Genomic DNA, 25861 nt, shown 5'->3' with positions numbered 1-25861 from the left:
GGCCGACCGGGTGCAATCGTCCCGTTGTTGGGCCATCCCGGCGACGGCAGACGGTGCCGTGCGTGCCCGAGCCACGAGGATGGTGCCGAGCCCTGCGGATTCCCGCGGAACTCACGCATCCATGTCTTCGCAAGAAAGCGTGTCACGGGCCGCATGACAGACGTTCAGTACATCACGCCGGAAACCGCCGGTCCCCGTCGCCGCCTGCGGGCCGGTGCCGTGGTGGTGAAATGGGCGACGACGACCGATCACAAGACGATCGGCTCGCTGTATCTGATCACCTCGTTCGTGTTCTTCGTGTTCGGCGGCATCCTGGCGCTGCTGATGCGGGCCGAACTGGCCCGTCCGGGCCTGCAGATCATGTCGAACGAGCAGTTCAACCAGTTCTTCACGATGCACGGCACGATCATGCTGCTGATGTTCGCGACGCCGCTGTTCGCGGGCTTCACGAACTGGATCATGCCGCTGCAGATCGGCGCCCCGGACGTGGCCTTCCCACGGCTGAACATGCTGGCCTACTGGCTGTACCTGCTCGGTTCGCTGATCGCGGTGGGCGGCTTCCTCACCCCGCAGGGCGCCGCCGACTTCGGCTGGTTCGCCTACTCCCCGCTGACCGACGTCGTGCACTCACCGGGTATCGGCGGAGACCTCTGGATCATGGGACTCGCCCTCTCCGGCTTCGGCACCATCATGGGCTCGGTCAACTTCGTCACCACGATCGTCTGCATGCGCGCGCCGGGCATGACCATGTTCCGCATGCCGATCTTCGTGTGGAACGTGCTGCTCACCAGCATCCTGGTGCTGCTCGCCTTCCCGGTCCTGGCAGGTGCCCTGCTCGCGCTGGAGGCGGACCGCAAGTTCGGCGCACACGTCTTCGATCCGGCCAACGGCGGCGCGCTGCTGTGGCAGCACCTCTTCTGGTTCTTCGGCCACCCGGAGGTGTACATCATCGCGCTGCCGTTCTTCGGGATCGTCACGGAGATCATCCCGGTCTTCTCCCGCAAACCGATCTTCGGCTATATGGGTCTGGTCGGCGCGACGATCTCGATCGCGGGCCTGTCGGTGACCGTGTGGGCCCACCACATGTACGTCACCGGTGGTGTGCTGCTGCCGTTCTTCTCCTTCATGACCTTCCTGATCGCGGTCCCGACCGGGGTGAAGTTCTTCAACTGGGTCGGCACGATGTGGAAGGGCTCGCTGTCGTTCGAGACGCCGATGCTCTGGTCGGTCGGCTTCCTCGTGACCTTCCTCTTCGGCGGTCTGACCGGCGTCATCCTGGCCTCCCCGCCGCTGGACTTCCATGTCTCCGACAGCTACTTCGTGGTGGCGCACTTCCACTACGTGGTCTTCGGCACCGTCGTCTTCGCGATGTTCGCGGGCTTCTACTTCTGGTGGCCGAAGTGGACCGGCAAGATGCTCGACGAGCGCCTGGGCAAGATGAACTTCTGGATGCTGTTCGTCGGCTTCCACACCACCTTCCTCGTCCAGCACTGGCTGGGCGCCGAGGGCATGCCGCGCCGGTACGCCGACTACCTGGCCGCCGACGGCTTCACCGCGCTGAACATGGTCTCCACCATCGGCTCGTTCCTGCTGGGCCTGTCCACGCTGCCGTTCTTCTACAACGTGTGGAAGACGGCGAAGTACGGCAAGAAGATCGAGATCGACGACCCCTGGGGCTACGGCCGCTCGCTGGAGTGGGCGACCTCATGCCCGCCGCCGCGGCACAACTTCGTCACCCTGCCCGTGATCCGCAGCGAGTCCCCGGCCTTCGACATGAGCCATCCCGAGGTCTCGCTCACGGACAAGCGGGAGAACCTGGGCCTGCCGACATGACGGACGCACGGAGACGCACGGACGACGAGCCGGTCTCACCTGCCCACGTCGTCAACCAGGTGGAGGGCTATCTGCTGTGGCAGGCCCGCGTCGCCGAGGCCGAGGAGCGGGCCCGCGCCTTCACCGAGCCGCTGCAGTGGCTGACCACCGCCCAGCGGGAGGAGATCGAACAGCACTACGTCCGCGACTGCCTGGTCCGGGCGCGTGGGGACCTGCAGCGCGTCGCGGACCGCTGCCGGGCCCTGCGCGGGGAGTACGAGGAGCGGTACGCGCGGTTGCGGGCGCGCTGCGTGGCGTCCGTGATCGCCGCCGTGGCCGTTCTGGCCGCGGCGGCACTGCTCACCCTCGCCGTCACACAGTCCTGACGCGCTGCCCGCGCAGGGCGGGACGCCTTCACAACTGCTTGCGGATGCCCGGCTCGCTCGCCCGGCCGGTCCGCCGGCCGTCCTGGTCCTCCTCGACCGCCCGCCGGGCGTCCCCGCGGCGCAGGACCGGCAGGACCGTGCGCTGCCGCAGGTCCTCGACGAGGAAGGCGGTACCGGCATACAGCGCCAGTGCCGTCAGCAGTAACGCGGCGGCGGCATCGGCGAGTTCGAGTGCGTGCGGTGCGCCGAGCTGATAGGCGGCCGCCAGCGCGGCCCGCAGCGTGGAGACGCTCAGGACCACGCCGAGCAGCGCCTTGCCCAGGAAGCCGGTCACCGCCAGCGGCAGCAGCATGAGGGCGAAGGCGCACAGGTACATGCCGAGGGCGGTGCTGGTCCGCTGGTCGGGCGCGACGATGTGCAGCACCCCCAGCGCGGCCCACGACGTGGCGAACAGCCCGAGCGCCGCCGCCGCGGCGGTGTCCCGGGTCAGAAAGGCCATGACGGCGGCGAGGAACTCCAGCGGGAAGACGAACACCGCGAGCAGGATGCCCGCGGAGCGCACCTCGTCGCCGGTGAGCACGCCCAGGCCGACCCCGGCCAGCAGCACCATGCCGATGCCGAACGCGAAGAACCCCAGGGGCAGCGGATTGCCGTACGGCCGGACGGTGACGGTGGCGGCCTCCGGGCCGTCCTCCGGAGTGGGCATCACGTTCGCCGCGTACCCACCGGCACCGGGGGGAAACGGCACCGCCCGCGTGACCGGCCTGATCAGCCGACGGTCGGCGGACTCGGTGCCGGGGAGGCGGTGTTGATGTTCAGGTCGGGGCGGGGGGTGAGGGCGACGACCGGGGCACCGGGCTGGGGCGGGGGCGGGGTGAGCTGGTCCTGCGGGAGTTTCGGCGGCGTGGTCTGCCGGAAGTTCACCTGGCCGAAGTCGACCACTCCGGTGGCCTCCAGCACGGTGATGTGGTCGAGGACGGTGTCGTTGGCGAGGTTGGCAAGCTGACGCACCAGCGTGTTCTCGGTGCCGGCCCGGATCTTCGCGATCGCCGGGAAGATCTGTCCGTGCGTGACGCGCATGATGTTCGCCGCGGTGACGTCGAACTCCTTGCCGGACCGGGCGGCCGAGGTCTGAACGAACTGTTGCTGTTGCGGGCTGGCCTGGTTGGGCAGCGTGATGCCCAGCTCGGGAGCGATCCTGCGGCACATCTCGTCGAGCCCGGCATGCCCGACGATCAGATGCTTCCCGGCCTCCCGCATCTGCGGCGTCGACCCCTTCTTCAGCGCCAGCTCGCCCAGCGGGTACTCCCACAGCCCGGCCGAGCGCACCTTGACGACGAAGTCACGGTCGGCCTCGGTGAGCGGCCCGTACCGTGTGTCGGCGATGACGCGGCTGGGCGAGCCGGCGGTGTTCTGCACCCCGAGCACGGCGGGATAGCCGAGTGCGGCGACGGTCAGACCCAGCGCGCCGACCACGAAGGCGGTTCCGATCGTTCTGCGGGACATGGGCAGGCTGCCTCCAGACGCGAGCGGCTCGTACGCCAGGTGGTACGGACGCGCGGCGGGAACCGATCACCGCACCGGGCAAAACTTCCGGGCTGTCATATGGCGTAGGTCACATCACGTTCCGCGGTCGCCCGGGCGCGGGCCGCTTCCAGGGCGCTGAGGAGGACCTGCTTGCTGGAGGCGCGGTCGCGCACGTCGCACAGCACCACGGGGGTGGACGCGTCCAGGTCCAGCGCGGCCCGCACCTGCTCGGCGCTGCAGTCGCGCTGCCCGTGGAAGCAGTTGACGCCCACGGCGAAGGGGATGCCACGTGCCTCGAAGAAGTCGATCGAGGCGAACGACGCCTCCAGCCGCCGCGTGTCCGCGAGGACCACCGCGCCGAGCGCTCCGGTGGCCAGGTCGTCCCACATGAACCAGAACCGGTCCTGGCCGGGCGTGCCGAACAGGTACAGCACCAGTTCCGGCGCGATCGTGATGCGGCCGAAGTCCATCGCCACCGTCGTCGAGAACTTGCCCTCCACCCCGGACAGGTCGTCGACGCCGAGGCTCGCCTCGGTCATCCGCTCCTCCGTCTCCAGCGGAGGCACCTCGCTCACCGCGGCCACCATGGTGGTCTTGCCCACCCCGAAGCCGCCCGCGATGAGGATCTTCAGCGCGGTCGGCATGACCGGTTCAGAGCTGACGGATACCATCCATCACCCTTTCGATGAGTTCCACACTCGGCCGGCTCTCCTGACCGGGCGGCGACTGCACCAGGATCAGCGAGGCGTCGAGCAGATCGCCGCAGAGCACCTTCACCACGCTCACCGGCAGATCCAGCAGTGCGGCGATCTCCGCGACCGCCAGCGCACGGTCCCGGCACAGGTCGAGGATGTGGGCCGACTCCGGCTCCAGATGGCCCGTGGCCGACCCGTGCGCCGACCGTGCCACGACCAGTGTGATCAGCGTGAACGCGTACTGGCTGTGCTGGGTGCGTCCGCCGGTGATGGCGTACGGCCGTAAGTAGCGCCCGGCCTGCTCGACGTCGTGCCGGCGCGGCTCAGGCATCCTGAACGGGGCCGCCGGTCGGGGACTGCACGCGCGGCGCGGCCGTCAGATACTGGCCCACCTGCTTGACGAGCGTGCCCATCTCGTACGCCATCATCCCCACATCCACTTCCTCCGAGGCGAGCGATGCCAGCCGGGCGCCCTTGCCCGCGGCCGTGACGAAGAGGAACGCCTTGTCCATCTGAATGACCGTCTGCTGCACGCGTCCGCTGTGGAAGTGACGCGCGGCGCCGCGGGCGAGGCTGTGCACACCCGAGGCCACCGCGGACAGGTGCTCGGCGTCGTCGCGGAGCATGTCCTTGGACTTTCCGATCAGAAGACCGTCACCGGAGAGCACGATGGCGCACCGGATCTCCGGTATCCGGTCCACCAGACCGTCCAGGAGCCAGTCGAGCTGACGTCCGGTGTGTACCTGCTCAGTCATTGCTTAACGTCCTCACAGTTCAGGGGCAGTGGGGCCTGCCGCGTCGCTGGGCCGCCCGTGCGCACCGTGCGGCGTGTCGTCGTCCTCGGCGTACTCGGCGTCCTGGGCGTTCTCGGAGCTCCATGCCCGCTTGAGCCCCTGGTGGATGGCGCTCATCGCACGGGCCGACGCGTGCGGGGAGATGACGTCGTCGTCGCTTGCGCTCTCGGGCTCGTCCTCGGCCTGTTCCGCCTGACTGCGCAACTGCTGGGCCAGACTGGCCCCCCTGACCCGTTGCGGCAGGACCGAGGGCGTCGTGAGCGGACGGGGGGTGTCCGGCGCGCCGGGTCCGCCGGACGGCTCCGGGGTCTGCCGCGCGGGCGGGTGCACCGGCGGCTGTGCGGGCGGCGGTGCCGTCCGCCGGTAGGACTCCGCGGTCTGTCCGGGCGGCTGCGGGCCCGGTCCGGCCGGCTCGGTACGTCGGGCCGACGGCGCCGACTGGGCCGGTGGTGCCTGGTGGACCGGTGGTCTCGGCTGGGCCGGTGGTGCCGGCTGGGCCGGCCGAGTCGGCTGGGCCGATCGAGTCGGCTGGGCCGATCGAGTCGGCGGGGCCGGCCGGATCGGCGGGGCCGGCTCCGGGGCCGAGGGCGCGGGGTGTTCCGACGCGGGGGGCAACAGGCCTGCACCTCCGTACTCGGGGAAACCGTTGTGGTCCGGCAGCGCCGTGTGGACGATGACGCCCTCGGCGCCGGCCTCACGGGCGCCCACCCCCGTCAGGGCGCCGTGGCCGGCGGCGGCCGGGTGCTGCCCGGCGCCCGTCAGCTCGGGTTCCGGCCCGCTCTCCACGGCCCGGCCGGCGGCGACCGCCGCCGACTGGAGCTGGTCGACGACGGGCGAGGAGGTGTCCTCCAGCAGCGGGACGGGGATCACCACCAGGGCGAGCGTGCCGCCGTAGTCCGACTCGCGCAGCACCACCTTGATGCCGTGCCGCTCGGCGAGCCGTGCCACCACGAAGTGCCCCAGACGCGGGTCCTCGCCGAACACGGTCATGTCGACCCTGGGCGGCTCGGCGAGCAGCCGGTTGGCCCGCTCCAGCAGGTCCGCGGGCATGCCGAGGCCCTGGTCCTCCACATGGATGGCCAGGCCCTTGGCGACCCGGGTGGCGCTGACCGTCACCTGGGTGTCCGGCGGGGAGAAGCTGGTGCCGTTCTCGATGAGTTCGGCCAGCAGATGCGTGACGTCGGCGACGGCGCGGCCGGCCAGGGCCACCCGCCGGTCCGCCGGCGTGTTCTTCACCCTGACCCTGGTGTACTGCTCGGTCTCCGCCACCGCGCTGCGCATCACGTCGGTGAGCGCGACGGGCTGGGTCGTACGGCGGCTCGGCGGAGCACCGCTGAGGATCATCAGGTTCTCCGCGTGCCGCCGTACCCGGGTGGCCAGGTGGTCGACGCGGAAGATGTCCTTGAGCAGGTCCGAGTCCTCGTGCTTGCGTTCGAGGTCGTCCAGCAGCGCGATCAGCCGGTGGATCAGCACCTGGGCGCGCCGGATGAGCTGCCCCACGACCTTGTCCGAGCCCTCCCGGCCCTGGGACTGACGCAGCGCGGACCGGGCGGCGACGTGCGCGAGTTGGTCGACGGCCGAGTACAGCCGCCCGATCTCGTCGCCCGCCTGCTGACGTTGCGGGGTGAGCACGGCCGGGTCGATCCGCTCGCCGCGTTCTATTCGGCCCAGCACCTCGGGGAGCCGGTAGCCCGCCAGCTGCTCGGCGCTCGACCGGAGTTCGGACAGCTGCTCGGCCAGGCGGTCGGCCTCGACGAGGCGGCCGGTCGCCGAGCGGCGGATGCGCAGCGCCAGCACCGCGGCGGCGGCCAGCGCCGCCAGCGTGGCCGCCGTCCCCAGCAGGGTGGCCAGCAGCAGGTCGTCGGCCCGGTCCGAGGCATGGCCGGCCCACGCCTCCAGGGAGGTGGCGCCCAGCGCCTGGGCGTCACCCACGACGCTGTCCGCGGCGGCCGGCCAGCCGGTGGCGCGCTGCGGCAGAGCGGTGCCCCGGCCGCCGGTGACGGCGTCCTCCACCGAGCCGACCGTGGCCCACTGCGTGCCCGAGGTGATCCGCGCGTAGCCGGCGGCCGCGTCGCCGGGCAGGTCCTCGGCGATCAGTCCCGCCCGTGCGGCCCGCTGGAAGCCCAGGTACTCGCCGAAGCGGATGCGGTCGGCCTCCGCGATGCGGCCGGCGGGCAGGGCCGCGGAGACCAGCGTGTCCTCGCGCGCCAGCATCTCGGTGATCTGCGCCAGCGCCACGGTCGCGGTGCCGGCGCGCTCCAGCGTTCCGTCGTCGCTGCGTACGGCCGCGGTGAGCAGGGCCAGGCCCTGGGAGGCGGCGTCGGTGAAGTACGTGAAGGCGTCGCCGGTCGACAGCTTGCGCGCGTCGACCGCGGACCGGCGGTCCGCCAGCGACGCCAGCGCGCCGTCGAACGCCCCGGCCCGGCGCCGCAGCGTGGCCGTGTCCGCGCCGTCCGCCTGCCGGTGGTACTCGGCGAGGGCGGTGTCGGTCTTCTTGCGGGCCGCGTCCAGGTCCGCCCGGGCGGCGTCCGTGCGCGCCGCCTGCCAGACGGCGGTCAGCCGGCGCTCGTCCTGGATCCGCGACAGCAGTTCCTGCGCGGGCCGGGCGAGGGACGTGACGTGGTCGGCCTCGGTGTGCAACAGGACCTGGTCGTCCACGAGTCCGGCCGCCGTGTACCCCCACAGGCCGCTGAGACAGACCGCGGGAATGACGAAGGGGAGGACGAACGAGGATCGCAGTGATCGGGGGGAAGCGGCGCGGTGACGTGTCCGCCGGTCGCGGGTGCCTGGCATCTGATTCCTCGTACAGCAGCGGTACAGCGGTGCGGGCAGGTGCGCTCGACGTTGGACGATCCCCGCGCTGCGGCCTGGTGGCTCACCGTGATCGAGGTCGGCGCGAGCTGCACGGTATCAGGATCATCGCGCAGCGTCATATGCGGTCTGCGGCAACTGGCCTGTATCTCCACATGGTTGGCACCCTTCACAGCAGCGTGAGAAGCCGCGGGGTGTACAGGTCCGAGGCGGAGGCGATGCCGGCCACCAGATCGAGGTAGATCGCGGTGAGTTCCGGGTCCGACTGCACCGCCCGCAGCAGGGAGAGCCGCTGTTCGTGCGGGTCCAGCCGGGCGGCGCCGAGCGTGGCCTCGTAGCCCGGTGCGAGCCGTGCCCTGCCGTCCTCGGCGAACCGGCTCAGCGCGGCGTCCAGGAGCACCGGATCGCCGCCCAGCGTGCCGCTCACCGCGGCCACCAGATCCTCGACCTGCTGGAAGGCGTCACTGATCCCGCGTGCCGTGATGGAGTCCTTGTGGTGCGCGGCGTCGCCCACCAGGACCCAGCCGGGTCCGGTCGGCTGCCGGAAGAAGTTCTGCTGGTCGCCGCTGCCGTGCAGCCGCTCCACCGGTCTCGCGTCCGCCAGCCGCTCGTGCAGGGCGGGCGCGGTGGCGCGTATCTGCTCCCGGTAGGCGCGCCACGCGTCGGTACGGACCTCCTCGAAGCGGGACTGGGGGAAGTAGGCCAGGACCAGGGTCGCCGCCTCGTGGGTGGGCACCGTGGCCACCCAGCCGCCGGGCCGCTCGTAGAGCTCCAGATCGGCCGGGACGTCCTGCCAGTAGGTGTAGTAGGCGCAGGTCAGCCGGGGGTCCTGCACCGTGTATGGCGCCGCCGCCAGCCGGGCGACCGCGGAGCGCATCCCGTCCGCGCCGATCACCAGGTGGGCGCGCTCGGTGAACGCGCGCCCGCCGTGCCTGCCCTCGACGCCGACGACCCGGCCGCTGTCGTCGCGCAGCAGACCGGTCACCCGGCAGTGCTCGCGGAACTCGGCGCCCGCCTCGACGGCCGCGTCCACCAGGAGGGCGTCCAGCACGTGCCGCCGTGGGGCGAACCCCGCCCGCTGCCCCTCCACACCCCGGGCGCAGCCCTCGATGTGGACGTCGGCGACCTCGTAGACCGCGCGCTCGATGGGCGGGCAGCCCGAGGCGCGCACCCGTTCCAGCAGGCCCCAGCGGGCGAGCGCGGCGACGCCGGGCTGGTGGATCAGGTGGGTGGAGAGGGTGTCGGAGCCGTACGCCGCCTTCTCGAGCAGGAGTACCCGGTGTCCCGCGCGGGCCAGCAGCAGGGCGGTGGGCGCGCCGGCGCAGCGCGCCCCCACCACGATGGCGTCGTACATGCGGATGCCTCACAACGGACGTCGGTGGACGATGGTCGGGGACAGGGAAGAGGGAAGGCCGGGAAAACTCAGCGGGCGCACCCGAGTTCGGTGAGCACGGCCCGGCGGTCGATCTTGCCGTTGGGGTTGAGGGGCAGCCGGTCCAGGACGGTGATCCGGCTGGGCATCATGTACGGCGGCAACCGGTCGCCCAGGGCCGTGTACAGCCGGTCGGGCACGCAGCCCTGGCCGCTCACCGCGGCCCGCAGCTCCGGCTCGCCGTCGGCGGCCGGCACGGTGACCACGATCGCGTCCCGCACCCCGGGCTGCCCGCGCAGCGCGGCCTCGATCTCGCCCAGCTCGATCCGGTGACCGCGGATCTTGACCTGGTGGTCGGTCCGACCGAGATGGACGAGCCGGCCGTCCCGCACGGTGACCCGGTCTCCCGTCCGGTACCAGTGCCGCTGCTCCGGCGGCCCGTCGCCGGCCGGCCGGAGGTCCTCTGTGAGGAAGCGGCCCGCGTCGTGCGCGGGGTCCAGGTATCCGGCGAAGCGCAGCGGGCCCCGCACGCACAGCTCGCCGGTGTCGCCCGGCCGGCCGTCCTCGCCCAGCAGCATCAGCTCCAGGGCAGGGTGGCCGGTGCCGATCGGCGCGGTGCCGTTGGGGGTGTGCGGCCAGTCGGCGATGTCCTCGGGGAACCGGTAGGCGGTGCAGGAGATGGTCACCTCAGTGGGGCCGTAGAGGACTTCGAGGCGGCTGCCCGGAGCGGCGGTGCGCCACTCGCGGGCCGCCTGCAGCGTGAGCGGCTCGCCGCCGAAGACGCTCCAGCGCAGCGTCGGCATGCTGCCGGGGGCGAGGGTGCCCAGGCGGGAGGCGAACGTGATCAGCGACGGCACCGAGAACCAGTGCGTCAGGCGCAGGTTGTTGATGGTTCTGACCGGGGACAGCAACTGGCTGCGCCGGGGCACGACGAGGGTGCCGCCGCCCGCCCACGCGACGAACAGGTCGTGCACGGAGCCGTCGAACGTCAGCTCGAATGTCTGCGACAGCCGGCTGCCCGGGCCGATGTCGTACCGCCCGGCGACCTGCTCCAGATAGGCGCAGATGTTCCGGTGCCGCACCGGCACCCCCTTGGGCGCCCCGGTCGAACCGGAGGTGAAGATGATGTACGCGACATCGTCGGGCCCCACTTGTCGAGACGTCCCGGCCGCTCGGTCTGCCCCGACGGCCGTTGCGGCCCTGTCGGCCTTCGCAGCCCCGGTCGGGCTCTCGCTGCTCGCCCCGGTGCCCGCGCCGGTCCCGGTGGCGGGGGCGGCCCCGATCGCCGTGCCGGTTCCGGTGACCGCGTCGGCCTGCTCGGGCCCGCTCGCCCTGTCCGCCCTGCCGGCCTCCTCGGCCGAGCTGTCCGCCCCGGGGCCGCCCGTGGTGGCGCCCGGGGCGGCTCCGTCCGGGGTTGGCGGAGCGGGTGTGTGGACGGGTACGCCGAGGGCTGCGGCGGCGTCGGGGGTTTCGGTCAGGATGAGGTCGAGGGCGGCCGCCTCGACGACTCCCGCCGTTCGTGCGGTGGGGTGCTCCGGGTTCAGGGGGACGACGGCCGCGCCTGCCCGCAGGATGGCGAGGTAACCGGCGTAGGCGGTCACCGAGCGGGTGGCGAGCAGGCCGACCCGGCGCGGCGGGGTGCCGCCGGCCGCCGCGACCAGGTCCGCGGCCGTCCGCTCGGCGCGCTCGCGCAGTTCGCCGTAGGTCAGCCGGGACCCGTCGACCTCCAGGGCCGGCTCCTCCGGGTGCGCGGCGGCCGTGCGGGCGAACCACTCGTAGAGGGTCTGGGGGGTGTTCACCGGGCCGCCGCCTCCAGCGCCCGGGTCCACTGCCGCAGCTCGCCAACGGTGCGCAGCCGGCCGAACTCCTCGGGGTCGACCTCCTGCCGGCACCGCTTGGCCAGTTCCACGACGATCCGCAGCTTCGCCAGCGAGTCGATGCCGATGTCGGTGAGGGAGGAGCCGTCGTCGAAACCGGTGCGGGCGTGCTCGCGCAGCACCCAGGAGGCCAGGTCGCCGGCGTCGCCGTGCCCGTCGCCGTGCTCCTCGCCCGGCCAGTACCGGCGCAGCTGCCAGGGGTAGGCGGGCAGCGGGACGTAGCGGCCCGGCGTGCCGAACACCGCCTCCCAGTCCGGCTCCTCGCCCGCGCGGTAGCGGTCGGCGACGGCAGACAGCGGCCGCCCGCCCAGCCCCGGGGCCCCGGTGAGCGCGTCCGCCAGCTCCTCGTGGGTGCGGCCGACCACCGCGATGCGGTGCGCGTGGTGCTGCCGCCGTGTGGCCGCGCTGTAGCAGATGTCGCGCAGCGCGTACGAGGCTCCCTCGCCGCCCGGACGCAGATAGGCGGCGTAGGCCGAGGCCAGCGCCTCGAGGGCGGCGGGGCTGTGCGCCGACACGGCCAGGACGTACGGCGTGGTGTCCGCCTCGCCGGCGGGCGGCGCGGCCGGGGCGTCGGCCTGGCCGAGCACCACGTGGGCGTTGAGCGCGGACGAGCCCTGACCGCCAACCCCGACGACGGCGGGCCGGCCCGGGTCGGGCAGATCCCGCAGCTTGGCCGGCACCTCCAGCGGCAGGCTGTCCCAGTCGACGCCCGGGTGCGGGGTGTCGAGGTTCAGGCTGGCCGGTATCTGGCCGTGCTCCAGGCACAGCACGGCCTTGACGAGCCCGGCCATGCCGCCGGCGGCCTCCGCGTGCCCGACGTTGGTCTTGACCGAGCCGACCAGCAGCGGCCGGTGGGCGGGCCGTCCCGCGCCGAGCACCTCGCCCAGCGCTCTCAGCTCCAGCGGGTCGAGGGCCGGCGAGCCGGAACCGTGCGCCTCGACGTAGTCGACGTCGGCCGGGTCCACGCCGGCGTCCTCGTACGCCCAGCGTAGCACGTCGAGTTGGCCCTGGAGCGAGGGGTTGAGCACCGAGTCGCTGGTGCGGCCGTCGTTGCCGATCGCGCTGCCCCGGATGACCGCGCGGACGCGGTCGCCGTCGGCCAGCGCGTCGGTCAGGCGCTTGAGGACGACGACGGCCACCGCGTCGCTCGGGGAGTAGCCGTCCGCGCCCGCGTCGCCGAACTTGCTGCGTCCGTCGCCGGCCATCGCGCCGGCGTGGGTGAGGACCAGGCCCTCGTCCGGACGCAGCGCGAGGTTCACCCCCGCGGCCAGGGCCAGCGGGCTCTCCCCGGCGCGCAGGCTCCGCACGGCCTGGTGCACGGCGACCAGCGAGGACGAACAGGCGGTGTCCACCACGACGCTGGGGCCGCGGAGGTCGAAGAAGTGGGACAGGCGGGCGGACAGCAGGGACCGGAAGTTGTTGAGCTGGGCGGCCGTCACCGACTCGGGGCCGCGGCGCAGGGCGAGTTCCAGGTGGTCGGCGCGGGCGTTGCCGACGAAGACGGCGGACCGGCTGCCCGCCAGCCGGTCGGGGCGCTGCCCGGCGTCCTCCAGCGCGTCCCAGGCCGTCATGAGCAACAGCCGCTGCTGCGGGTCGAGTTCGGTGGCCTCGGTGGCCGACATCCCGAAGAACTCCGCGTCGAACTCCGCCACCCGGTCCACGTAGCCGCCGCGGCGGGCGGCTATGCGACCGGGGCCGGCGCCGGGGGAGTGGAGGGCGTCCACGTCGTAACGTTCAGGAGGCGTCTCGCTCGTGGCGTCCACACCGTCCCGCAGCAGAGCCCACAGTTCACCGGGCGTGGCGGCGCCGGGCAGCCGGCAGGCCATGCCGATCACCGCGACCGACCGAGCGTCCACGTCGGACCTGTTCATGAGAGAACTCCGTTCATACGTCGCCACGACTCCTACGCCCTGGCGCAGTCGATCTTGCCCCATCGCAACTTTCCGCACGCATACGTCACTTGGCAGAGGCTGAGCAACCGTCCCGGAACGAGGACGGCGGAGAAGGGAATCTCGCGAACCGGTCGTGTGGGCGGTCCCCTCGTGTGGGTGGTCCCCTCGTGTGGGCGGTCCCGTCGCGCGGGTACCTCCGGCCGTGCACCGCCGGGAGTGCACCTGCGGGGGCGCCACCGCGTTCAGGGCGACGGGCGGCCGCCGCCTCCGGGCCGCGCGATCACGGCAGGCGAGAGTCGTGGCGTAAAACCGATGCGGGGACAGGGGGCCGACGGTGTGGCGCCCGCCCGAGGAAGCGGGGCCGACGGTCTCGACGCACGCACTGCTCGGGCCCGGACCGGGGACCGTGCACCCGCCTCACCCTTCCCAATTTCGAACTAGTATTCGAGTGCCTGGTGTCGTGCCGGACTGAACGCGTCAGTGTCGACAGCAAGTCCACCGCACGATTGTCGGGGGCAAAATCGTTTCGGTTCGCTGGGCGTTCAAAGATTGACGGGAAGTGATCGCTGGGCGTTGAAACATCGAAAAGTTTGGACAGAATCCCCGAATGGGCACGTGCCGGTCCTGCCCGGTAGTGACCGGAGCGCCCCACCGTGACCGGCGCGGAAGCCAAGTACTGTCGCCCGCACAGGCGTTGACGGCGGGACGGGTGGGGCGGAAATGACCGGGAGTGGTGATCCACAGGGGGCCGGAACTCTGCTTTGATCTGACCCCATGGATTCCCTGTCACCCGAACAGCAGCACGCCGCCGGCGAGCAGCGGACGCACCGGCTGAGGATTCTCGGCCTCAACACGGTCGAGGCGGAGGCCACGTTCGACCGCGTCGCGCGCCTCGCGGCCACTTTCACCCAGTCCCCGCTGGCCATGGTCAACTTCATCAACGACGAGCGGCAGATGTTCCGCGGCATGTTCGTGCCCACCGGTTCCGACGAGGACCCCGTGGACACCGCGGGCGGCGGAATCCCGTTCGACCTGAGCAACCTCGCCCGCGAGGCACCCGGCGACTACGGCTTCTGCCCCCACGTGGTCGCCCAGCAGTCCCAGCTCGCCCTGGACGACGTCTTCGACTACCCGCGCTTCAAGGGCAACGCCCTGGTCAACGACCTGGGCGTGCGCTCCTACCTGGGCACTCCGCTGCGCGACAACACCGGCGTGATCCTCGGTACCGTGTGCGTCGCCGACTTCAAGCCCCGCACCTGGGACCGCCAGCTCAGGCAGGGCATGCAGGAACTCACCGAGACCCTGCTGTCCGAGTTCAAGCTGCGCGACAGCCTGCTCGCCCAGCAGCAGGAGCTGTTCGCGGTGTTCGACGGCGCGCCCTTCCCCATCATGCTCACCGAGGGCCCCGAGCACCTGCTGCGCTACGCCAACGGCAAGCAGGGCCAGGCCTTCGGCATGGTGCCCCAGTTCAGCCTCGGCCGCAGGGTGCTGCCCGGCCTGGACGAGGTCGGCGTGTTCAGGGCGATGGACGACGCGCTGCGCACCGGCCGGCCCACCACGGTGCCCCGGGTCTCCCTGAGGACCTACGACTCCCCGGCACCCCAGGACTTCAACTTCCTGTGCACACCGGTGCGTACCTCCCCCAGCGCGCCCTTCAAGGGCGTCCTGACGGTGGCGATGAACGCCGGCGGACAGGGCTACGGCGGCGCCGAGTCGCAGGCCTTCGCGGCCAATGTCCAGCAGCGGTTCGAGCAACTGGGCGGCGGAGCGCTGTCCGACGGCATGCCCCTGAGGTGACGGTCCCCGCGCGGCGCCCGGCAGCCCCGCACCCAGGGCCGGTTGCGCAAGTCCCTCCCCCCGGCCTGCGGCCGGGAGGCACCCCCGGCCCCGCCGGTCGCCGCGCTGCCGAGCCGGTGCGCCCGCGCTCCGGCGAGGGGGGAAGATGACATCGCGAGCGGATACACGATCGAACGCGAGGAGTGCGCCATGCAGCAGGAACGAGCGGGCAGGCCGGCCGGGCCCGAGGACCTGATCGACGTCGCCCGGCTGGTCACCGCGTACTACGCTCTCCACCCCGACCCGGCCGAACCGGGCCAGCGCGTGGCGTTCGGCACGTCCGGCCATCGCGGCTCGTCCCTGGCGGCGGCGTTCAACGACGACCACATCGCCGCGACCAGCCAGGCCATCTGCGAGTACCGCGCCGGGCAGGGCACCGACGGCCCCCTCTTCCTCGGCGCGGACACGCACGCCCTGTCCGAGCCGGCGAAGGTCACCGCGCTGGAGGTCTTCGCTGCCAACGACGTCACCGTGCTCATCGACGCAGCGGACGGCTACACCCCCACCCCGGCTGTCTCGCACGCCATCCTCACCCACAACCGGGGCCGTACCTCGCACCTCGCCGACGGCGTGGTCGTCACCCCCTCCCACAACCCGCCCGGCGACGGCGGCTTCAAGTACAACCCGCCGAGCGGCGGCCCGGCCGGCTCCGAGGCGACCTCCTGGATCCAGGACCGGGCGAACGAGATCATCGCCGCCGGGCTGAAGGACGTACGGCGCATCCCCTACACCCGGGCGCTCGCCGCCCCCGGCACCGGCCGCCACGACTTCCTCGGCGCCTACGTCTCGGACCTGCCGAGCGTGCTGGACCTGGACGCGATCCGCGACGCCGGCCTGCGCATCGGCGCCGACCCGCTCGGCGGAGCATCCGTCGCCTACTGGGGCCGCATCGCCGAACAGCACCGCCTCGACCTGACCGTGGTCAATCCGCTCACCGACCCCACCTGGCGGTTCATGACGCTGGACTGGGACGGAAAGATCCGCATGGACTGCTCCTCGCCGTACGCGATGGCCTCCCTCATCGAGCAGCGCGACCGGTTCCGGATCGCCACGGGCAACGACGCCGACGCCGACCGGCACGGCATCGTCACTCCCGACGGCGGGCTGATGAACCCCAACCACTACCTGGCCACCGCCATCTCCTACCTCTACGCCCACCGCACGCAGTGGCCCGCCGAGGCGGCCGTCGGCAAGACCCTGGTGTCCTCCGGGATGATCGACCGGGTCGCCGCCGACCTCGGCCGCCGGCTCGTCGAGGTCCCCGTGGGCTTCAAGTGGTTCGTGGACGGACTGGTCGACGGCTCGCTCGGCTTCGGCGGCGAGGAGTCCGCCGGGGCGTCGTTCCTGCGCCGGGACGGCTCGGTGTGGACCACCGACAAGGACGGCATCATCCTGGCCCTGCTCGCCTCCGAGATCACGGCCGTCACCGGCAGGACGCCGTCCGAGCACTACGCGGCCCTCACCGCGCGCTTCGGCGAACCCGCCTACGCCCGCATCGACGCGCCCGCCTCCCGGGAGGAGAAGGCACGCCTGGCCAAGCTGTCCCCGGCCCAGGTCAGCGCCGACACCCTCGCCGGGGAGCCGGTCACCGCCGTGCTCACCGAGGCCCCGGGCAACGGCGCCTCCATCGGCGGCATCAAGGTGGCCACCGAGAACGCCTGGTTCGCGGCGCGTCCCTCGGGCACCGAGGACGTCTACAAGGTCTACGCGGAGTCCTTCCGGGGCGCCGACCACCTCCGCCGGGTCCAGGACGAGGCCAAGCAGGTGGTCCTGGCGGCGCTGGGCGGCTGACCGGCCCGGGACGGCGTACGCCGCGGGAACGGACGCATGGCGACGGGAGGACGGCAGGAGGACGACAGGGGTGTACGTCGGTCCGGGCGGGGGCAGTCCTCGCCCGGACCGACGCGTTTGCGGCGGGGCGCCGCCCGGACCCGAGCGCCGGCCGGCCCGCGCGACACGATTCCAGACTTTCACCCTTCGTTTTCTTGAACCGTTCGTGTTTATGGGGGTAGGTTCGGCCGCATGACGGAAGCCGAGCCTCCGACGGCGGCCCAGGAGTTGCGCGGTGCGGGCCTGCGGGTGACAGCCGCGCGCGTCGCACTCCTGGAGACCGTCCGGGCGGGTGACCACCTCGGCGTGGAGGCGATCGCGTCCGGGGTGCGTCAGCGCGTCGGCCATGTCTCCCTCCAGGCCGTGTACGAGGCCCTGCACGCCCTCACCGCGGCGGGGCTCGTGCGCCGTATCGAACCGGCCGGCAGCCCGGCCCGGTTCGAGGGACGTGTCGGGGACAACCATCACCACGTCGTGTGCCGGTCGTGCGGTGCCGTCGCCGACGTGGACTGCGCGGTGGGCGAGGCACCCTGCCTGACCGCGTCCGACGACCACGGCTTCTCGATAGACGAGGCCGAGGTCATCTACTGGGGCCTGTGCCCCGACTGTGCCACCAGCCGTAGTTCCTCAGCACCGTGATCCGCCCTGTCCGGAAGGATTCCCATGTCCGAGAACCACGATGCAGTCGTCACCGACGCCAAGACGGAGGCCGGAGGCGGCTGCCCGGTCGCGCACGGGCGCGCCCCGCACCCGACTCAGGGTGGCGGAAACCGTCAGTGGTGGCCGGAACGGCTGAATCTGAAGATCCTCGCGAAGAACCCCGCCGTGGCCAACCCCCTCGGTGAGGACTTCGACTACGCCGAGGCGTTCCAGTCCCTCGACCTGCCGGCCGTGAAGCGGGACATCGCCGAGGTCCTGACGACCTCTCAGGACTGGTGGCCCGCCGACTTCGGCCACTACGGCCCGCTGATCATCCGTATGGCCTGGCACAGCGCGGGCACCTACCGGATCAGCGACGGCCGTGGCGGCGCCGGCGCCGGCCAGCAGCGGTTCGCGCCGCTCAACAGCTGGCCGGACAACGCCAACCTCGACAAGGCCCGCCGCCTGCTGTGGCCGGTGAAGAAGAAGTACGGCCGGAGCCTGTCGTGGGCCGACCTGATGATCCTGGCCGGCAACGTCGCCCTGGAGTCGATGGGCTTCAAGACCTTCGGCTACGCCGGCGGCCGCGAGGACGTCTGGGAGGCCGAGGAGGACGTCTACTGGGGTCCCGAGACCACCTGGCTCGGCGACGAGCGCTACACCGGTGACCGGGAGCTGGAGAACCCCCTCGGCGCGGTCCAGATGGGTCTGATCTACGTCAACCCGGAGGGCCCGAACGGCAACCCGGACCCGATCGCCGCGGCCCGCGACATCCGCGAGACCTTCCGCCGGATGGCGATGAACGACGAGGAGACCGTCGCCCTGATCGCGGGCGGCCACACCTTCGGCAAGACCCACGGTGCCGGCCCGGCGGACCACGTCGGCCCCGACCCGGAGGCCGCCGGCCTGGAGGACATGGGCCTGGGCTGGAAGAGCACCTACGGCACCGGCAAGGGTGGCGACACGATCACCAGTGGTCTCGAGGTCACCTGGACCAACACGCCGACGACCTGGGACAACAGCTTCTTCGAGATCCTCTTCGGCTACGAGTGGGAGCTGTTCAAGAGCCCCGCCGGCGCGAACCAGTGGCGGCCGAAGGACGGCGCCGGAGCCGGGACCGTGCCCGACGCCCACGACCCGTCCAAGACCCACGCCCCGACGATGCTCACCACCGACCTCTCGCTCCGGTTCGACCCGGTCTACGGGCCGATCTCGCGGCGCTTCCTGGAGAACCCCGAGGAGTTCGCGGACGCCTTCGCCCGGGCCTGGTTCAAGCTGACCCACCGTGACATGGGCCCGGTCGCCCGCTACCTCGGCCCGGAGGTTCCGGCCGAGGTCCTGCTGTGGCAGGACCCGCTGCCCGAGCGGACGTACGAGCTCGTCGGCGCCGAGGACATCGCCTCCCTCAAGGCCAAGGTCCTCGACTCCGGCCTCACGGTGTCCCAGCTGGTGTCCGCCGCGTGGGCGTCGGCCTCGTCCTTCCGCGGCAGCGACAAGCGCGGCGGCGCCAACGGCGCCCGGGTCCGCCTGGAGCCGCAGCGCAACTGGGAGGTCAACGACCCCGACCAGCTGGCCCTGGTTCTGCGCACCCTGGAGGGCATCCAGGAGTCCTTCAACTCCGCCCAGAGCGGCGGCAAGCGGATCTCGCTCGCCGACCTGATCGTGCTCGCCGGCGGCGCGGCCGTCGAGCGGGCCGCCAAGGAGGCCGGCTTCGAGGTCGAGGTGCCCTTCACGCCGGGCCGCGTGGACGCCTCGCAGGAGCAGACGGACGTGGAGTCGTTCGCCGCGCTGGAGCCGACCGCCGACGGCTTCCGCAACTACATCGGCAAGGGCAACCGCCTCCCGGCCGAGTTCCTGCTGCTCGACCGCGCCAACCTGCTGACCCTGAGCGCCCCGGAGATGACGGTCCTCGTCGGCGGTCTGCGTGTGCTGGGCGCGAACCACCAGCAGTCGCAGCTCGGCGTGTTCACCACGACCCCCGGGTCCCTGACCAACGACTTCTTCGTCAACCTGCTCGACCTGGGCACGACGTGGAAGGCGACGAGTGAGGACCAGAACACCTTCGAGGGTCGCGACGCCGCCACGGGCGAGGTCAAGTGGGCCGGCAGCCGTGCCGACCTGGTCTTCGGCTCGAACTCCGAGCTGCGGGCGCTCGCCGAGGTCTACGCGAGCGACGACGCGAAGGAGCAGTTCGTGCACGACTTCGTCGACGCGTGGGTCAAGGTCATGAACCTCGACCGGTTCGACCTGGTCTGATCACTCCGGTCACCACGTCCGGGCCGGTCCGCAGGGACCGGCCCGGACGTGCCTTCGCCGCCCCGGCTCCGGGCCGTCAGTGGCCGCCGCTCGGGGGCCGGCAGTCGGTGCCGTCCGGGTAGCCGGCGAAGGCGTCCGCCTCGGTGACTTTGGGGTACATCGTGCCCTCCAGGCACATGGAGGAGGCGTCGATGAGGAAGCCGACCCCCGCCCCGTTCTGGTACGCCTCCACCTTCCCGGCGTCGTAGCCGAGACCGATCAGCACCCGGCGCGTGCCGTCCGGGCTGAAGTCACCGCGCCTGCGCAGCGGTTCGAGCGCCTTCTCGATCCGGGCGACGGCGGCGAGCCCGTCGCAGCGGCGTCGGCCGTACAGCTCGATCGGCACCCGGAAGCCGTGGTTCTCTGCGTAGTGGTCGGTGGGCGGCGTGTCCGGGACGGAGGTGTCCGCGGTCGTGGCCGGCGCCGACGGCGTGGGGCTCTCACCGGGACACCGCACGTTCGCCGATGCACCGGGCGTCGCCGCCGCGGTTCGCGAGGGTCCGTGCGCGCCGACGTCGTCGCCCGCCCGCTCGTTCCCGCACCCAGCCGCCAGCACCGCCAGCAGCGCCACCGGCACCGCGCCCCGCCGGATCCCCACCGTCCTGATCGTCGTCATGCGCCGATCCTGCCGCGCCTGACGGCATGCGGACATGAGCTTTTCCACTCATGCGGCGGGAGACGGCCGGGCTTGTTCTTGCGCCGGGCATGGCCTGTTCCTGCGCCGGGGAGCGGCCTGTTCCTGCGCCGGGGAGTGGCCTGTCCCTGCGCCCGGGCATGTTCTTACGAAGTTTTTATAGCCTGCCTATATAGGCGGCGTGATACTTGAGACGTGGATCAGTCGGACCGCGGGCAGGAACCGCTGGAGACGGCGCGGGCGCTCGCCGAGACGGCCTCCGCCGTGATCAGGGCTGTGACCGACCGGCGGGACATGAGCTTCACCACGGCCTCCACCCTGGCCCGGCTGGAGCGCGAGGGTCCCGCCCGGCTGACCGCGCTGGCGGTGGCCGAGGGAGTCGCCCAGCCGTCGATGACCCAGCTGGTGCAGCGCCTGGAGCGCCGGGGTCTGGTGCGGCGCGTCGACGACCCCGCGGACGGGCGGGTGACCCTCGTCGCCGTCACCGACGCCGGACGTGAGCTGCTCGCCGAGCGCCGGCGGCTGCGGGACAGCCGGCTGGCCGATCTGCTGGCGGCCCTTCCCGCCGAGGAGCAGCAGGCGCTGGGCGAGGCCGTGCGGACCGCCCTCCCCCTGGTGCGACGGATGCTCGAAGGCGCCGCGGGGCCGCGCCACCTGCCCACGCGGCACGACACGGGGAGCACGAGATGACCACCGAGGACACCGGGCGCATACCCGGCACCACCGGCGCCGGACCGCGCACGCGCGGCACCTGGATGGGCGCGGACCACCCCCGCTACAAGTGGGTCGCGCTGACCAACACCACCCTGGGCATGCTGCTCGCCACCATCAACAGCTCCATCGTGCTGATCTCGCTGCCCGGTATCTTCACGGGCATCCGCCTCGATCCGCTCCAGCCGGCCAACGTCAGCTACCTGCTGTGGATGCTGATGGGCTACATGCTCGTCACCGCGGTCCTGGTGGTCGCCCTCGGCCGCCTCGGCGACATGATGGGCCGCGTCCGGATCTACAACGCCGGCTTCCTCATCTTCACGCTCACCTCGGTGGTGCTGTCCCTCGACCCCTTCCACGGCGGCAGCGGCGCGCTGTGGCTGATCGGCTGGCGCATCGTGCAGGCCGTGGGCGGATCGATGCTGATGGCCAACTCCGCCGCCATCCTCACCGACGCCTTCCCCGCCCGGCAGCGGGGGATGGCCCTGGGCGTGAACATGGTGGCGGGCATCGCCGGGTCGTTCCTCGGCCTGGTGCTGGGCGGCGCGCTCGTCACCTGGAACTGGCGCTCGGTCTTCTGGGTCAACGTGCCCATCGGCCTGATCGGCACCGTGTGGGCGTACGCGTCACTGCGCGAGACGGGCGTGCGCCGGCCCGGCCGGATGGACTGGTGGGGCAACATCACCTTCGCCGTCGGGCTGACCGCGCTGCTCGCGGGCATCACCTACGGCATCCAGCCCTACGGCGGCCACACCATGGGCTGGACCAACCCCTGGGTGCTGGCCGGACTGGCCGGCGGGGCCGCGATGCTCGCCGTCTTCTGCGTGGTCGAGACCAAGGTCGCCGAGCCGATGTTCCCGCTGCGCCTGTTCCGCGACGCCGCCTTCGCGGGCGGCAACGCGGCCACCCTGCTGGGCGCGATCGCACGCGGCGGACTGCAGTTCATGCTCATCATCTGGCTGCAGGGCATCTGGCTGCCGCTGCACGGCTACGACTACGCCGACACCCCGCTGTGGGCCGGCATCTACATGCTGCCGCTGACCATCGGCTTCCTGCTCGCCGGACCCGTCTCGGGCGTGCTGTCCGACCGGTTCGGCGCGCGGCTGTTCGCCGCCTCCGGGTTCGTCGTGATGGCGGCGTCGTTCGCCGGGCTGCTCGTCCTGCCCGGCGACTTCGACTACTGGGTCTTCGCCGGGCTGATCTTCCTCAACGGCCTCGGCGGCGGCCTGTTCGCCGCCCCGAACACGTCGATCATCATGTCGAGCGTCCCGGCCGACTCCCGCGGCGCCGCCTCCGGCATGCGCGCCACCTTCCAGAACGCCGGCATGGTGCTGTCCATGGGGGTGTTCTTCTCCCTCATGGTGGCCGGACTCTCCCGCAGTCTGCCGGACACGCTCAGCTCGGGCCTCACCGCCCAGGGCGTCCCGGCGGGAGCCGCCCACCAGGTCGCCGCGCTGCCGCCGGTCGGCGTGCTGTTCGCCGCCTTCCTCGGCTACAACCCGATCGAGCACCTGCTGGGCCCGACCATCCTCGGCCACCTCTCGCCGTCCGCCGCCGCCCACCTCACCGGGCGCGAGTACTTCCCCCATCTGATCTCGCAGCCCTTCCACGACGGCCTGGTCGTGGTGTTCTCCCTGGCCATCGCCATGTCGCTGGCGGCGGCGGGCGCCTCCCTGGTCCGGGGCCGCCACGGCGCGCTCCCCGAGTCGCCCCTGCCCGTGTCGCCGGCCGCCGCGCGGACCCCGGCGCCGCCCGCCGAGACGGGGACCCCGGCCGTGTCCCCGGTGCCTTCGTCCGGCACGTCCGCCGCCGTGTCCCCGGCCCCCTCGCCCGGCACGACCGCCGTATCGGCGCCCTCGCGGAAGGCCGGTCCGACGTCCGGCCCCTCCGCCGGTGCGCTGCGCGGCCGGGTGTGCGACGACGCCGGTCAACCGCTCGCCCACGCCACCCTCACCCTCGTCGACCACGGCGGTCACCAGAGGGACCTCGCCCGCTCGGCCGAGGACGGGACCTACGCCCTGGCGGAACCCGAGCCCGGCGCCTACACCCTGGTCGTGTCGGCCGAGGGGCACCGTCCTCGCGCCGTGCGGGTCGTCGCCGGCAGGGGACCGGTCTTCTCCGAGGTCACCCTGGCGGGCGCCGGCGGCGTGCACGGGACCGTGCGCCACGGGCACACCGGCCACCCCGTGCCCGACGCCCGCGTCACCCTGCTGAACGCGCGCGGCGACGTGGTGGCGTCGGCCACGACCGCCACGGACGGCACGTACACCCTGCGGAATCTGGCCCCGGGCGCCTACACCGTCGTCGCCACCGGCTACCCGCCCGCGGCCGGCGAGGTGGCGCTGGGCGACGGAGGGGCCCACCGAGTCGATCTCCAGGTCGGTCACGCCCCCGGCTGACGGACGCCGGGACCGTGACTGTGGTTGTTGTCTCAATTCGCGCCAAAAGCGGCTTTGAGTGACGGCGGCCACGCCGAAGGGCGCGCGTTTTGTCTACGTTCACTCCTCAGTGCCCCTGTGACGACCCTTCGGTGAGGCCCGTTTGCCTATGTCCTATCTGTCGTATCCGCGTTCCCCGGTCACCGCGAAGACCACCGCCGGGCGCCGTGGCCGCCGCGCCGCCGCGTGCGCCGCCCTGCTCCTGTCCTCCGTGACCACGCTGTTCTCCCTCGGCGCGCTGCACGCACCGCCGGCGGCCGCCGCCACCGGCGCGCCGTCGGGCGAGACCGCCGCGGCGGCGCAGCCCGTGAGCGCGGCGCGTGTCACCACCGCGGTGCTCGACCTCGACGCCCCGGGCCGGGAGCCCACGGTGTACGGCGAGGACGTGCCCTACGACACCGCCAGCATCATCAAGGTCGACATCCTCGCCGCGCTGCTGCTCCAGGCACAGGACGCCGGACGGCACCTCACCGCCGAGGAGCGCGCGCAGGCGGAGCCGATGATCCGGCACAGCGACAACGCGGCGGCGAACGCCCTGTGGCGGCAGATCGGCCGGGCGCCCGGACTGGAGGCGGCCAACAAGCGCCTCGGACTGACGGCGACGAAGGGCGGCTCCGGCGCCAAGTGGGGGCTCACCCAGACCACGGCACGTGACCAGATACGGCTCCTGCGGGCCGTGTTCGACGACACGACGCCGAGCGCGCCCACCACCCACGCGCTGAACGAGGAGTCCCGGGCCTACATCCGCTCGCTGATGAGCCGTGTCGCCGACGACCAGGCATGGGGCGTCTCGGCGGCCGCCGGCTCCGAGTGGGCGCTGAAGAACGGCTGGCTCCAGCGCAACACGACCGGGCTCTGGGACGTCAACAGCGTCGGCCGCATCACCGCGAACGGGCACCACTACCTCGTCGCGGTCCTCTCCAACGGCAGCGCGTCCATGAGCGACGGCGTCTCCCTGGTGGAGAAGGCGGCGCGCCAGGCCCTGTCCTCGACCTCCGCCGTGAAGCAGCCGTGATCGACAGCCGGAACCAGCCGTGATCGACGGTCCCAACCGGCCGTGACCGGCCGTAGTATCGGGTGGTCACCGAGGGGGGTACGCGATCGTGGGGAAGCAGCGCTCCGGCACGCCGACGCTCGAGGAAGTGGCCGCGCTCGCCGGGGTGGGGCGGGGCACCGTCTCACGCGTCATCAACAACGCCGACGGGGTGAAGGACTCCACCCGCCGCGCCGTGGAACGGGCCATCACCGAACTCGGCTACGTCCCCAACCAGGCGGCCCGGTCCCTGGCGGCGCGCCGCGCGGACGCGGTGGCCCTGGCGATGACGGAGACGGACTGGCGGCAGTTCGGCGAGCCGTTCTTCTCCGAGATCGTCTGCGCGGTCAGCGACGCCCTGGCCGGCACCGACATCCAGCTGCTGCTCACCCTGGTGCGCACGGACGCCGAGCGGCGCCGCTTCGTCGAGTACGCGCGCGGCGGCCGCATCGACGGCGTACTGCTCATGTCCGTCCGCGGCGGTGAGCCGTTGCCCGACATGCTCGCCGAACTGCGCCTGCCCACCGTCCTGCTGGGCCGCCGCTCCGGCGACGAGTGTGCCTCCTACGTCGACTCCGACAACGTTGGCGGCGCCCGTGACGCCGTGGACCACCTGCTGCGCAGCGGCAGGACCCACGTCGCCACCATCACCGGCCCCCTGGACATGTACGTCGCCCAGTGCCGGTTGCGCGGATACGAGGAGGCCATGCGCAGGGCCGGTCACGCGCACGGGCCCACGTGGATCGTCGAGGGCGACTTCAGCGAGGAGAGCGGGCGCCGGGCGATGACCGAACTGCTCGGGCGCCATCCCGAGGTCGACGCGGTGTTCGCGGCATCGGACACCATGGCCGCCGGGGCCCTCAACGTGCTGCGTGCCGCGGGGCGCCGGGTGCCCGAGGACGTCGCCGTGATCGGCTTCGACGACTTCCTGCTGGCGCAGCACACCGATCCGCAGCTCACCACCGTGCGCCAGCCGGTCGAGGAGATCGGGCGGGCCATGGTCCGGCTGCTCCTGGAGGCGCTGGAGGACTCCAGCCGCGCCTGGCGCCATGTCATCCTGCCGACCCGGCTGATCCGCAGGGACTCGGCCTGAGCCGTCCTGATGACCCGCCGACCGTAGGTGCGATATGCCTGCTTTTCGGGAGCGCTCCAAGGGCATTCGGCGTCTGTTGTCATCGTCTTGCGCGTACTTCGAGTTGGCGGACCCCCTCGCCGACCAGGTACTTCGACAGAAGTTCGATTCTGCCGCCTCCCGCCTTCTTGTCAGGGTCATGACTGA

At 72.2% G+C, this 25861-nt stretch carries 20 protein-coding genes; 10 read left to right on the top strand and 10 right to left on the bottom strand.

Annotated elements, in window-relative coordinates; translation table 11 throughout:
• Positions 1–153 precede the first annotated feature (153 nt).
• Positions 154–1833, top strand: coding sequence for an aa3-type cytochrome oxidase subunit I (ctaD, locus tag IE318_RS19030; protein ID WP_189901896.1), 1680 nt, complete (start codon positions 154–156; stop codon positions 1831–1833).
• The gene (locus IE318_RS19025; protein ID WP_030173551.1) at positions 1830–2198 is read left to right on the top strand and encodes a hypothetical protein; all 369 of its coding nucleotides are present in this window, start codon (positions 1830–1832) and stop codon (positions 2196–2198) included. Before ctaD ends, IE318_RS19025 begins: the two co-directional genes overlap by 4 nt.
• 28 nt (positions 2199–2226) lie before the next feature.
• Here IE318_RS19025 and IE318_RS19020 read toward each other — a convergent pair whose 3' ends face one another.
• The 9 genes from IE318_RS19020 to IE318_RS18980 all read right to left on the bottom strand — a co-directional run bounded on the left by IE318_RS19020 (position 2227) and on the right by IE318_RS18980 (position 13145).
• Positions 2227–2904, bottom strand: a complete 678-nt coding sequence (locus IE318_RS19020) for a GPR1/FUN34/YaaH family transporter (protein ID WP_030173554.1) — start codon at positions 2902–2904, stop codon at positions 2227–2229.
• 62 nt (positions 2905–2966) lie between these two features.
• The gene (locus tag IE318_RS19015; RefSeq protein ID WP_037868499.1) at positions 2967–3704 is read right to left on the bottom strand and encodes a DUF4142 domain-containing protein; all 738 of its coding nucleotides are present in this window, start codon (positions 3702–3704) and stop codon (positions 2967–2969) included.
• Between the two features lie 95 nt (positions 3705–3799).
• Positions 3800–4396, bottom strand: a complete 597-nt coding sequence (locus IE318_RS19010; protein WP_030173560.1) for a GTP-binding protein — start codon at positions 4394–4396, stop codon at positions 3800–3802.
• On the bottom strand, positions 4377–4751 hold the full coding sequence (locus IE318_RS19005; RefSeq protein ID WP_189901894.1) for a DUF742 domain-containing protein: 375 nt from the start codon (positions 4749–4751) through the stop codon (positions 4377–4379). Before IE318_RS19005 ends, IE318_RS19010 begins: the two co-directional genes overlap by 20 nt.
• Positions 4744–5175 (bottom strand): roadblock/LC7 domain-containing protein, encoded by a 432-nt coding sequence (locus tag IE318_RS19000; RefSeq protein ID WP_030173566.1) that lies wholly within the window; start codon positions 5173–5175, stop codon positions 4744–4746. Before IE318_RS19000 ends, IE318_RS19005 begins: the two co-directional genes overlap by 8 nt.
• A gap of 12 nt (positions 5176–5187) precedes the next feature.
• On the bottom strand, positions 5188–7872 hold the full coding sequence (locus IE318_RS46140; protein WP_189901892.1) for a nitrate- and nitrite sensing domain-containing protein: 2685 nt from the start codon (positions 7870–7872) through the stop codon (positions 5188–5190).
• A 322-nt stretch (positions 7873–8194) separates the two neighbouring features.
• On the bottom strand, positions 8195–9379 hold the full coding sequence (locus IE318_RS18990; protein WP_189901889.1) for an FAD-dependent oxidoreductase: 1185 nt from the start codon (positions 9377–9379) through the stop codon (positions 8195–8197).
• A gap of 68 nt (positions 9380–9447) precedes the next feature.
• A complete protein-coding gene (locus IE318_RS18985) occupies positions 9448–11196 on the bottom strand; it encodes an AMP-binding protein (protein WP_189901887.1) in 1749 nt (582 codons plus the stop codon).
• Entirely contained in the window at positions 11193–13145 is a 1953-nt protein-coding gene (locus IE318_RS18980) for a beta-ketoacyl synthase N-terminal-like domain-containing protein (RefSeq protein ID WP_229903593.1), read from the bottom strand. Before IE318_RS18980 ends, IE318_RS18985 begins: the two co-directional genes overlap by 4 nt.
• A gap of 795 nt (positions 13146–13940) precedes the next feature.
• On the opposite strand from IE318_RS18980, the gene IE318_RS18975 reads away from it, so the two are divergent.
• The 4 genes from IE318_RS18975 to katG all read left to right on the top strand — a co-directional run bounded on the left by IE318_RS18975 (position 13941) and on the right by katG (position 19727).
• Positions 13941–14963, top strand: coding sequence for a GAF domain-containing protein (locus tag IE318_RS18975; protein ID WP_189901883.1), 1023 nt, complete (start codon positions 13941–13943; stop codon positions 14961–14963).
• Between the two features lie 189 nt (positions 14964–15152).
• The gene (pgm, locus tag IE318_RS18970) at positions 15153–16793 is read left to right on the top strand and encodes a phosphoglucomutase (alpha-D-glucose-1,6-bisphosphate-dependent) (protein ID WP_189901881.1); all 1641 of its coding nucleotides are present in this window, start codon (positions 15153–15155) and stop codon (positions 16791–16793) included.
• Positions 16794–17024: 231 nt separating this feature from the next.
• Positions 17025–17471, top strand: a complete 447-nt coding sequence (locus IE318_RS18965; RefSeq protein WP_030173590.1) for a Fur family transcriptional regulator — start codon at positions 17025–17027, stop codon at positions 17469–17471.
• A 24-nt stretch (positions 17472–17495) separates the two neighbouring features.
• Positions 17496–19727: a catalase/peroxidase HPI gene (katG, locus tag IE318_RS18960; RefSeq protein ID WP_189901879.1), complete on the top strand. Its 2232-nt coding sequence runs from the start codon at positions 17496–17498 to the stop codon at positions 19725–19727.
• Between the two features lie 76 nt (positions 19728–19803).
• Here katG and IE318_RS18955 read toward each other — a convergent pair whose 3' ends face one another.
• A complete protein-coding gene (locus tag IE318_RS18955; RefSeq protein ID WP_189901877.1) occupies positions 19804–20382 on the bottom strand; it encodes a hypothetical protein in 579 nt (192 codons plus the stop codon).
• A 213-nt stretch (positions 20383–20595) separates the two neighbouring features.
• Between IE318_RS18955 and IE318_RS18950 the strand changes: the two genes are divergently transcribed.
• The 4 genes from IE318_RS18950 to IE318_RS18935 all read left to right on the top strand — a co-directional run bounded on the left by IE318_RS18950 (position 20596) and on the right by IE318_RS18935 (position 25675).
• On the top strand, positions 20596–21090 hold the full coding sequence (locus tag IE318_RS18950) for a MarR family winged helix-turn-helix transcriptional regulator (RefSeq protein ID WP_373311221.1): 495 nt from the start codon (positions 20596–20598) through the stop codon (positions 21088–21090).
• Positions 21087–23510, top strand: coding sequence for an MFS transporter (locus IE318_RS18945; RefSeq protein ID WP_189901875.1), 2424 nt, complete (start codon positions 21087–21089; stop codon positions 23508–23510). The genes IE318_RS18950 and IE318_RS18945 overlap by 4 nt, the downstream gene beginning before the upstream one ends.
• Positions 23511–23658: 148 nt before the next feature.
• Positions 23659–24564: a serine hydrolase gene (locus IE318_RS18940; RefSeq protein WP_189901873.1), complete on the top strand. Its 906-nt coding sequence runs from the start codon at positions 23659–23661 to the stop codon at positions 24562–24564.
• Positions 24565–24652: 88 nt separating this feature from the next.
• The gene (locus tag IE318_RS18935) at positions 24653–25675 is read left to right on the top strand and encodes a LacI family DNA-binding transcriptional regulator (RefSeq protein WP_189901871.1); all 1023 of its coding nucleotides are present in this window, start codon (positions 24653–24655) and stop codon (positions 25673–25675) included.
• Positions 25676–25861: the final 186 nt, after the last annotated feature.

Origin of the sequence: Streptomyces spiralis (assembly GCF_014654675.1) — a bacterium.
In the GTDB taxonomy this organism is placed as follows: Bacteria; Actinomycetota; Actinomycetes; order Streptomycetales; family Streptomycetaceae; genus Streptomyces; species Streptomyces spiralis.
Note: the sequence above shows the minus strand (reverse complement) of the source record. Positions and strands in the feature narration are given on the sequence as shown.

What these genes read in the sequence shown, in the direction of transcription:
- ctaD (WP_189901896.1), top strand. Translation starts at nt 154, where the DNA reads ATGACAGACGTTCAGTACATCACGCCGGAAACCGCCGGTCCCCGTCGC.
- IE318_RS19025 (WP_030173551.1), top strand. Translation starts at nt 1,830, where the DNA reads ATGACGGACGCACGGAGACGCACGGACGACGAGCCGGTCTCACCTGCC.
- IE318_RS19020 (WP_030173554.1), bottom strand. Translation starts at nt 2,904, where the DNA reads ATGCCCACTCCGGAGGACGGCCCGGAGGCCGCCACCGTCACCGTCCGG.
- IE318_RS19015 (WP_037868499.1), bottom strand. Translation starts at nt 3,704, where the DNA reads ATGTCCCGCAGAACGATCGGAACCGCCTTCGTGGTCGGCGCGCTGGGT.
- IE318_RS19010 (WP_030173560.1), bottom strand. Translation starts at nt 4,396, where the DNA reads ATGGTATCCGTCAGCTCTGAACCGGTCATGCCGACCGCGCTGAAGATC.
- IE318_RS19005 (WP_189901894.1), bottom strand. Translation starts at nt 4,751, where the DNA reads ATGCCTGAGCCGCGCCGGCACGACGTCGAGCAGGCCGGGCGCTACTTA.
- IE318_RS19000 (WP_030173566.1), bottom strand. Translation starts at nt 5,175, where the DNA reads ATGACTGAGCAGGTACACACCGGACGTCAGCTCGACTGGCTCCTGGAC.
- IE318_RS18990 (WP_189901889.1), bottom strand. Translation starts at nt 9,379, where the DNA reads ATGTACGACGCCATCGTGGTGGGGGCGCGCTGCGCCGGCGCGCCCACC.
- IE318_RS18980 (WP_229903593.1), bottom strand. Translation starts at nt 13,145, where the DNA reads ATGAACAGGTCCGACGTGGACGCTCGGTCGGTCGCGGTGATCGGCATG.
- IE318_RS18975 (WP_189901883.1), top strand. Translation starts at nt 13,941, where the DNA reads ATGGATTCCCTGTCACCCGAACAGCAGCACGCCGCCGGCGAGCAGCGG.
- pgm (WP_189901881.1), top strand. Translation starts at nt 15,153, where the DNA reads ATGCAGCAGGAACGAGCGGGCAGGCCGGCCGGGCCCGAGGACCTGATC.
- IE318_RS18965 (WP_030173590.1), top strand. Translation starts at nt 17,025, where the DNA reads ATGACGGAAGCCGAGCCTCCGACGGCGGCCCAGGAGTTGCGCGGTGCG.
- katG (WP_189901879.1), top strand. Translation starts at nt 17,496, where the DNA reads ATGTCCGAGAACCACGATGCAGTCGTCACCGACGCCAAGACGGAGGCC.
- IE318_RS18955 (WP_189901877.1), bottom strand. Translation starts at nt 20,382, where the DNA reads ATGACGACGATCAGGACGGTGGGGATCCGGCGGGGCGCGGTGCCGGTG.
- IE318_RS18945 (WP_189901875.1), top strand. Translation starts at nt 21,087, where the DNA reads ATGACCACCGAGGACACCGGGCGCATACCCGGCACCACCGGCGCCGGA.
- IE318_RS18940 (WP_189901873.1), top strand. Translation starts at nt 23,659, where the DNA reads ATGTCCTATCTGTCGTATCCGCGTTCCCCGGTCACCGCGAAGACCACC.